This window comes from Candidatus Limimorpha sp. (assembly GCF_056203535.1).
Map to the genome: position 1 here is coordinate 1 of NZ_JBADWU010000119.1, position 6,061 is coordinate 6,061.

Annotated in this window: 5 protein-coding genes; 2 read left to right on the top strand and 3 right to left on the bottom strand. The window is 45.6% G+C overall.

From position 1 onward, the window contains the following. Positions 1–227: 227 nt before the first annotated feature. Together AC06MN_RS14605 and folK are read right to left on the bottom strand one after the other, a co-directional pair. Positions 228–371, bottom strand: a complete 144-nt coding sequence (locus tag AC06MN_RS14605) for a hypothetical protein (RefSeq protein WP_475673108.1) — start codon at positions 369–371, stop codon at positions 228–230. Positions 372–429: 58 nt separating this feature from the next. Next, on the bottom strand, positions 430–936 hold the full coding sequence (gene folK, locus AC06MN_RS14610) for a 2-amino-4-hydroxy-6-hydroxymethyldihydropteridine diphosphokinase (RefSeq protein WP_475673109.1): 507 nt from the start codon (positions 934–936) through the stop codon (positions 430–432). Positions 937–1,050: 114 nt separating this feature from the next. Here folK and sppA point away from each other — a divergent pair, with 114 nt between their 5' ends. Continuing rightward, positions 1,051–2,829 carry a signal peptide peptidase SppA gene (gene sppA / locus AC06MN_RS14615; RefSeq protein WP_475673110.1) on the top strand — a complete coding sequence of 593 codons (1,779 nt, stop codon included), beginning with the start codon at positions 1,051–1,053 and terminating at the stop codon, positions 2,827–2,829. A 205-nt stretch (positions 2,830–3,034) separates the two neighbouring features. Here sppA and AC06MN_RS14620 read toward each other — a convergent pair whose 3' ends face one another. Beyond that, complete coding sequence (locus AC06MN_RS14620) at positions 3,035–3,235, bottom strand: hypothetical protein (RefSeq protein ID WP_475673111.1); 201 nt, start codon at positions 3,233–3,235, stop codon at positions 3,035–3,037. 156 nt (positions 3,236–3,391) lie between these two features. On the opposite strand from AC06MN_RS14620, the gene AC06MN_RS14625 reads away from it, so the two are divergent. Beyond that, positions 3,392–5,764: a hypothetical protein gene (locus AC06MN_RS14625; protein ID WP_475673112.1), complete on the top strand. Its 2,373-nt coding sequence runs from the start codon at positions 3,392–3,394 to the stop codon at positions 5,762–5,764. Positions 5,765–6,061 lie beyond the last annotated feature (297 nt).

Sequence of the window (6,061 nt, forward strand, 5' to 3'; positions counted from 1 at the left end):
TTGGAATCAGTAGCTATGGAAAACATAGGAAATTTTCTTCAAAGTTACTGATTTCCAAGATATTATGCAAGTGTTTTAACTAAAAAAACACCGGATTTTTCCGTTTTTTTGCTCTTCTTGAAATTTTTGTCATGTACTAAGTCACGGTATATAAATAGTTTTTGAAACAGCATGGTGAATTAACCTACTATTCAAGCTTCAAAAGACACTTTAAAATTGCTGCTTTTTCATTCCTCCGCCCGAAATAATCCCTCCGCCGTCACCACATTATTAATAATGCCGTTGTGCTTGCTTTTGGTGAGGCCGAAAGGCGTTACAAGCACATTTTGCAAGCCGCGCTTCGTTTTCATCTCTTGGCGGAAAATGCCCATTCGGTGGCGCAGTTTTGCAAATACTATCAGGTTTTACATCAACTTGATTTTTTCACTATTACTTATCCGCAGAAATCTCACATTTCCTCACTTCAAGTTTATCTTCGCATTGCTCAAGCAGCTCCCTATTGGTCAATTGAAGCACAGGATGCACAAAATCGGGGCAGACTTCACACAGCGGTTCCAGCACGAAACGGCGCAAATGCAAACGCGGATGCGGTGCAATGACTTTCACCGTATGTAGCACGAAATCACCATAATAAATAATGTCCAAATCGATGGTACGTGATGAATAGCCGATTTTTCCAATGAAACGGACACGACCCAATTCAGTTTCAATGTCAAGCAACTGGCGCATCAACCTGTCTGGATCCAAATCGGTTTCCAAGACGATTAGGCGGTTCAAGAACCATTCTTCAGCCTCAAATCCCCAAGGCTCCGACTCGTAAGCCGACGACATGCCCACAATCTTGCCACACCTTTCATTAATTAAGGTGCAAGCCTGGTCAAAAATCGCGTATTTGTCGCCCATATTCGAGCCAAAAAGAATGTAACAAGTCTCCATTAGCAAAAGATTTTTCGGCAAAAATAGCAAAATATAAGGTTGCAAGATTGCAACTTCGTCAAGCAATTGAATTAAATGCTACTTTTGCAGCATTAATTCTAAAATCACAACAAAATGAAATTCTACAAAGTAGTAATTGCCGCTTTCATCGGCACGTTGATTGCATTGTTAATCAACTTCTTCGTAAAAGTCAGTTTCTTCTCATCGCTCATCAAAAGTATTTCAAAAGACACCGAGATGGCGACAACCGTGAAACCGAACTCCATCCTCTACATGAAATTGGATTATGAAATTGCCGACCGTACCTCCGAAAACGAATTTGCCGGCATCGATTTCAACACCCTCGAATCGAAAGATGTAACGGGCCTGAACCAAATCCTGAGCAACATCGAGAATGCCAAGACCGATGCCAACATAAAAGGCATCTATTTGGAATTGAGCAGCATACCAACATCAACAGCCACCTTGCAGGAAATCCGCAACAAGCTGATTGAATTCAAGGAAACAGGCAAATTCGTCGTCACCTATGGTGAAAACTACAGCCAAAGTGCCTATTATTTAGCCACGGCTGCCGACAAGATTTACCTCAATCCCGAAGGCATGGTCGACCTCCACGGCATGGCCTCGCAAGTGATGTTCTACAAGCATTTGCTTGAAAAACTTGATGTGGAAATGCAAATCGTGCGCGGTCCCAACAACCGTTTCAAGAGTGCCGTCGAGCCTTATTTCCTTGACAAGATGAGCGAAGCCAACCGCGAGCAAATGGACAAACTGCTGGGTTCGGTTTGGGGAGAAATCCTCGCTTCCATCAGCCAAAGCCGCAACATCAGCGTTGAGCAACTCAACCAGATTGCCGACCAGATGGAGACCTTCTCCGATGCCCCAAAAGCCATGGAATACAATTTGGTTGACGGCCTGATGTATAAAGACGAAATGCTTGCCGAACTCAAAAATCTGACTGGCTCCAATAAAATAAATGCCGTTCCAAACGCGAAATACGCTGATTCCTACAGCATTAATAATAACAGCGGAAACGAAATCGCCATCATCTATGCCGAAGGTCAGATTTTCGACGGCAAAGGTCAGGAAGGCAACATTTATTCCGAAAACCTTTCAAAGACCATCCGCAAGGCACGCGAAGACAATAATGTGAAAGCCATTGTCTTGCGCGTCAACTCGCCTGGCGGCAGTGCCGTTGCATCGGCAGTCATCGGCCGTGAAGTGGAACTGGCATCAAACGAAAAACCCGTCATCGTTTCCATGGGCAACTACGCAGCCTCCGGCGGTTACTGGATTTCGGCCAACGGCGATTACATCTTCGCCGACCCAACCACATTGACCGGTTCCATTGGCGTTTTCGGCACATTCCCGAACCTGAAAGGATTACTGAACGACAAGTTAGGTCTCACCTTCGATGTCGTCAAGACCAACGAAAACGCTGATTTCGGCAACTTCACCGAACCTTTGACCGAGTTCCAATATGCCAAGCTGCAACAGATGGTTGTGAAGACCTACGACGATTTCACGGGCATGGTGGCCCGCAACCGTGGCTTGCGCCAGAGTTACGTCGACAGCATCGGTCAAGGCCGCGTGTGGTCTGGTGTTGATGCCATCGAGCTTGGCCTCGTCGACCAGTTGGGCGACATGGAAGACGCCATCGCCTTTGCCGTCGAAAGAGCCGGCATAGCCAACGATTACAAAATTGTGGAAATGCCAAAGCAAAAGGACTTCATGACACGTTTCACCGAGCAACTGAGCGGTGGCAACGACGACCTTGACGCCTCATTCCGCCAGAAACTTGGCGTATATTACAAATACTATGAAGGCATTGAAAACCTTTCCAACAACACTGGAATCCAGGCAAGAATGCCGTTTGACATGGTAATCCAATAAAAGTTAGGAGTTTGGAATTAGGAGTATTTTTTCACTCCGAAAAAGACCACTAATTATCTTCTTTTGTCTTGCCACAAATCGCACCGCAGCAAGATTAGCTCGCTGAATCTTCGATTTCAACGTAGTTAAAAGAAGCAAAAAGTCAAGGGCAGGACAATCGACCCAACGCACAGTCTGCCTAAGAACTTGATTTTCAAACATCATGTCATAAACGCAGATATATGAAAATCAAGTCCTTAGTCAGCCTTTTGGCGGACGCTGCCCCGCCGTCCCGCCCGACCAGCCGCACCCACCCCGAACGGGCTTTCAACACTTCAGCCAGGACAATCTTTGGAAAGATGGTGAAAAACACGGCATCAAAGAAATCAATAAAAAAATCAATAAAAAAAATCAATTTTTTATCCATGCACTCGTTTTTTTCATAATTTTGGAGCGTCAAATTCTGTTTTCCATCCGCCTTTGCATTCCGCACACGAAGACGAGTGAAATCCGTTTTTTGACAGATTTAATGAAATCTCAAATAACAACATGGTCTTGTGCGGAAATAAAACTACATTGCGATATGAAGAAAAAATTCATGCCGTTGATTTGCTTGCTTTCGCTCTTGGTTTTGATGAGCAACTGCAAGAAGGACAAAACAGACTCGAAAGAGAATTTCGAAATGAATGGAGCAAAGTTTGGAACTTTGCAGGAAGTTTTCAATGCTATCGGTGACGGACAGACAGCCGACATCAAGCTTCTAAAGGATGCGGAAGGCGATGGTGCCGTGTTGCCGGAAGGCAAAAACACCGTCATCTTCCTTGATTTCGGCGAATTTTGCTATGAACTTAACGAAGGAAAACCCATTGACCTTGGCGACAGCGAAGCGACCCTTTCGGCCAATGGCGGAGCTGTCAAAGGCTCAAGTTCCTTCATCAAGTCAAAAGGCGGTTCGCTTTCGTTTGAAGGCGATCTGGACTTAGAAGTCAACATCGAGACGGCTTCCGAAACAGATTTTGGCGAAAGTTTCACCGGCAGTTTCAAAGGCAACCTGACCGTTGACGGTTGCGAGGTCTATTTCGCATGTCCGGAAGCAACGGTCGACATCCACCAGCTGACGGTTAAGGGCGAAAATGCATGTGTGCAGGTTATCGAGGCTCCTCAGGGCGGAATGAAGATTGAAAAGGTGATCTCCACATTGCCTCATCCCGTGTGCGCCATGGAGCCGAATGCCGCCACCATAGGCGAGGGCGCGCAGCTTCATGTCCACAACTTCATCCAAAGCGAGAAAGAAGCCACATGCTGCACTTTAAAGGAAATCGTCCATACCTGCAGCGAGTGCGGCTTCTCCTATGAAGATGCCGATGTGGAAGGCGGATACGGGCCGTGCCCAATTGAAGATCTCGTGCATTATGATGAAGTGCCTCAAGGCGACACCTCTTTTGGCTACGCAGAGCATTGGCTGTGCCCGCATTGCGGCAAAGTCTATGACGATGCGAACGGCAGCAACGAGATTTCAGGTGATTATCTGTTTTTGCCCTATAACATGGAAGCCGGCTATCCTTTCATTTATGATTTTGCCAACTTGGAAATGCAAAGCCTCGCTAATTGTGATCCCTTTTCCATCCTAACTGGCATTATCACCATCGTCGGTTTCTTTACATCGACAGGCATGGCCATTCCCGGCCTGATTAACGACCCAACCAAGTGGATTGAACTTAATGCCAAGCTTGATGCCATTGGCGGACAACTTACTACCATTAATAACAAACTTGATGCATTGCTCGCGGCGGTTAGACAAATCCCTGCACAGGAAGTCTTAATGGGCCGCCAGAGTGTGGTCCATTTTTTCATCCAATACACAATGCCGACCATGAAATCAATCGATGAAACCATTAAATCGACAAGCCTTAACGAACAAGAGAAGACCGAAAGAATCAGGCAGCTGGTAACAACTTGGGCTAATGGCGAGTATAAAGGAATGAAGATATACGACCTTGCTGTGAATCACATGATGCAATATTACAATACGGGGACCGGAAACGTACCGCTATGTTACGAAGCAATTTCCGCCGCTTCCTTCCTTTGGGAACACCAGGGATACCCTATGAGAAAACAAGCGATGCTCAGTGATATAGTGATATCAGGCTGCTCTTTTCTCTTGGCCTACATATATAACAAGGACATAAGGGATGAATCAACCATACCGGGACTTAATAGGCAAAGATATTTGGAAGGCATGCAAACGATATTGAATCATAACTATAAATTAACCATAAGAAAGGACATGTACAGAATGAGAGTCCGCCAGGAGAAACTGATTAAAATCAACATGGGTGGACCAAACGGCACCTGTTTCGACAAGACTATGCGTTCCACCGATGTTTACGGCTGGATTTATGCACGTTGGTCAGACAAAGTAAATTGCCGTTTCCCAAGATTAAACCAGGATGGTGCTGCCGTAAAATCGTGTGAGAATATCATAAAAGATGATTGTGGAGGCCTTCCTTTCACCCGTATGATGGCTGAAGAAATCGCTGCCCAGTATAATAATACACATCAGCAGCCTTTAACAGACATGTGGAGCTATCTGATTGATTCCATAGGGTTCAACAAGGGCACAACCTGGTCTTCTTATCGAATCATAGTAAGGGAGGATGTGCCTGAAATATATGGTTTCGGACATGATGCAGGTCCGTGGGAACCTCACTATGGCCCATTCTATTGGCGTTCGTATGCGTCGGGTTTTCGTTGGGATTGGTTTGGAGTCCGTTCCGTCCTTTGCAAAAATGGCATTGGAACCGAACGGCTTTATGTACTCCCGAAGTGTAGCATTCAGACTGGTCGGTCAGGTCATTTCAAATCTATTGGCGACAACTCTGGAAATTATTTATGTTCTCCAGCTACAGTTGTAGAGCCAGCCGATACGACCTTTATAATAAAGCAGCCTTGGTAGCCAAATTAAGGCTTTTGCATACCACAAACCATGACCTGAACTAGATTCTTGGTATAACAGATAAGGGCAGTGGAGATTCGATTTCTCCCCTGCCCTTGTTTTTTTGTGCATGGAAAGACGATAAAAGTTAGGAGTTTGGAATTTGGAGTTAGGAGTACCTTAAATCCGCAACCGATCTGCAAGAGTAATGAGTTCCAAAGTAGCAGGCCGGGGAGATGCCTTCAGGCCGTAGGGAATGGCATTTAGGTGTTTCCGTTGCACAAAATCCCCTTACCCCACGATGCGTCTTGAGGCAAT

Excerpts from the sequence above, each read along its gene's own strand:
- folK (WP_475673109.1), bottom strand. The coding sequence starts at position 936 with ATGGAGACTTGTTACATTCTTTTTGGCTCGAATATGGGCGACAAATAC.
- sppA (WP_475673110.1), top strand. The coding sequence starts at position 1,051 with ATGAAATTCTACAAAGTAGTAATTGCCGCTTTCATCGGCACGTTGATT.
- AC06MN_RS14620 (WP_475673111.1), bottom strand. The coding sequence starts at position 3,235 with ATGGATAAAAAATTGATTTTTTTTATTGATTTTTTTATTGATTTCTTT.
- AC06MN_RS14625 (WP_475673112.1), top strand. The coding sequence starts at position 3,392 with ATGAAGAAAAAATTCATGCCGTTGATTTGCTTGCTTTCGCTCTTGGTT.
- AC06MN_RS14605 (WP_475673108.1), bottom strand. The coding sequence starts at position 371 with ATGGGCATTTTCCGCCAAGAGATGAAAACGAAGCGCGGCTTGCAAAAT.